We start from the raw sequence: 2,375 nt of genomic DNA on the forward strand, positions 1-2,375 counted from the left end.
CGCGAAGGCGCGCGCGTCAGCGGTCCGGTGCGGCGGGGGACGGCGCGGGCTTGACGTTCATCCGCAAGTCCAGCGCGGCCAGCACGCCCAGCACCGCGCACGGCAGCACCAGCGTCACCGCCCCGTGGCGCAGGAACAGGTACGGGCCCAGCGCGGAGCCCGCGAGGAACGCCAGCGCCAGCCCCAGGTGCAGCCGCGTGCGCTCGAACTGCACGGCGGAGGGCAGGTCCCTCACGCGGCGCCACAGCCCCGGCGCGCCTTCTCCCCGGACGCCGTCGCGCACCCACGCCAGCATCTGCACCAGCTGGATGCCGATGTCCGTGAGCAGCCCCGTCACGTGCGTGGTGCGCACCACCGCGCCGGACACCCGCGTGACGAGCGCGTTCTGCAGCCCCATGGCGAAGGCGATGCCCCAGAGCAGCGCCGGCGCGCGGGTGTCCGGCATGGACGCCATGCCCACGCCGACGCCGCCCAGCACGAGCGCCTCCAGCAGCAGCGCGGCCACGTGCCGTCCTCGCGTGCGGTGCCGGGAGGCGTCCAGCAGCCCGTCGCGCAGAAGCCCGGCGACGAACAGCCCCATCAGCTGCGCGGGCAGCCGCGCCGTGTCCCAGCGGCCCTGGCCCAGGGACTCGCCCAGCGTGGCCATGTTGCCGGACATGTGGGACGCGTGCGCGCCCAGCGCCACGAACCCCACGGCGTTGACCGCGCCGGCCACGGAGGCCAGCAGCACGGCGAGGCGGGAGTAGGCACGGCGGGACTGGGGCGACGACTGGGCACTGAACATGACGGGCGGCCCGCCCGGGAAGAGGGCGGGCCACGCGCCCGGGAACGCTAGCACCGGGCGCCCCGGGCGTGGGCACACCCGGGGGCGGACGGCGGGGAACGGCTAGCCCGGCGGCCAGTGCAGGGGCGGCCCGCGAGCAGGTGCAGGTGGATGTGGAACACCGTCTGGCCCGCGTCGCGCTGGGTGTTCATCACCACCCGGTAGCCCGTGTCCGCGAAGCCCCGCTCGCGCGCCAGCTTCGCCGCGCCGATGTAGAGGCTGCCCACCACCTCCCGGTCCTCCGCCGTGAGGTCGTTCACCGTGGCGATGTGCCTGCGCGGGATGAACAGCACGTGGGTGGGGGCCTGGGGGTTGATGTCCTCGAAGGCCAGGCAGTCCTCGTCCTGGTAGACGACCTTCGCCGGGATGAGGCCATCGCGAATCTTGCAGAAGAGGCAGTCGGACTCGGGCATGGCCCTGGCTTACCAACCCCCCGGTGGGGCAGGAAGGGCCTTCTGGGCCCGGACTGTCCCCCTCAGGGCAGTCGCCACGAATAGCCGGGGTCCGGCGTGCAGCCCGCGATGGGCAGCTTCACCAGCACCAGCGGGCCCTCCCGGGCCACCGCCGTCCCCGCGCCCTCGTAGCCCTCCCGGGTGATGACGTGGCTGAAGCGGTTGGAGCCCCGGCCGGGGCCGTTGTGGGGATACAGCGGCACCTTCCGGTGGAAGTAGCTGTAGCCCCCCGTCCACGCCTGGTGGACCGTCTCCACCTTCAGGCCGCACACGTCGTCGCGCCTTCCCGCGGCCTCCAGCAGCCGGTTGACCGGACCCTGGTCGTCCCACGCGCTGTCCTGGGGGCGCACGCGTTCGTACTGGCCCAGCTCGCCGAAGGTGAGCGCCCCCGCGTTGGCGCCGGACAAGAGCGCCGCCGCCACCACCGCCACCGTGGCGGTGGCCCGCGCGGGGGAAGCCGCGAAGCACGCGCAGCACCGCGTCCAGCCCCACGCCCGCCAGCGCCGCCAGCAGGGGCAGCACCGGCACCAGGAAGCGCAGCTCCTTGTGCGGCTGGTACGCGTGCAGCAGCACGAAGGCCGCCGTCAGGAAGGCCAGGCCCCGCGCCCGGGGCAGCCCAGCAGGCCAGCGCGCCCACCAGCACGGACAGCCCCGGCATCGCCCGGCGCAGGATGCGCGGGTAGTAGTCGAAGGCCTCCGTGCCCCACTGGGCCGCCTTGCCCTGCACCAGGTTGAAGTCCAGGTACACGATAGCGGAGTGGAACCACCGGCCCCAGGTGAGCTTGTCCAGCAGGCCGTAGGCGAAGGCCCACCCGGACAGCACCGCCAGCGCCACGCCCGCCTGGCGCCACTGGCGCCGCGCCAGGAGCACCGCCAGCAGCCCCACGCAGAAGACGCCGTTCTGCAGCCGCAGCAGCACCGCCAGCCCCAGCAGGGACGCCCCCGTCACCAGGGCCCGCCGGGACGCGGAGGCCGGCAGCGCCAGGGCCAGGCCCAGCGCCACCGGCAGCACGGAGGCGTTCTCGCTCATGGCCCGGGGGGCGAAGTACAGGGGCACCGACGCCAGCGCGAACAGGGCCGCCCCGGCGGAGGCCGCCAGG

2 protein-coding genes and 2 pseudogenes are annotated in these 2,375 nt (G+C 74.7%); all 4 read right to left on the reverse strand.

Annotated features, from left to right (window positions below):
* Positions 1 to 16: 16 nt before the first annotated feature.
* Positions 17 to 784, reverse strand: a complete 768-nt coding sequence (locus ACLEQD_RS41475) for a YoaK family protein (protein WP_410391427.1) — start codon at positions 782 to 784, stop codon at positions 17 to 19.
* 102 nt (positions 785 to 886) lie between these two features.
* Positions 887 to 1,236 (reverse strand): annotated as a pseudogene (locus tag ACLEQD_RS41480) (histidine triad nucleotide-binding protein).
* Between the two features lie 62 nt (positions 1,237 to 1,298).
* Positions 1,299 to 1,547, reverse strand: coding sequence for a hypothetical protein (locus ACLEQD_RS41485; protein WP_410391428.1), 249 nt, complete (start codon positions 1,545 to 1,547; stop codon positions 1,299 to 1,301).
* A gap of 422 nt (positions 1,548 to 1,969) precedes the next feature.
* Positions 1,970 to 2,305, reverse strand: a pseudogene (locus tag ACLEQD_RS41490) (hypothetical protein); the annotation flags it as partial.
* Between the last annotated feature and the right edge of the window lie 70 nt (positions 2,306 to 2,375).

Source organism: Corallococcus sp. 4LFB (genome assembly GCF_046520365.1).
Classification (GTDB): domain Bacteria; phylum Myxococcota; class Myxococcia; order Myxococcales; family Myxococcaceae; genus Corallococcus; species Corallococcus caeni.

Excerpts from the sequence above, each read along its gene's own strand:
- ACLEQD_RS41475 (WP_410391427.1), bottom strand. The coding sequence starts at position 784 with ATGTTCAGTGCCCAGTCGTCGCCCCAGTCCCGCCGTGCCTACTCCCGC.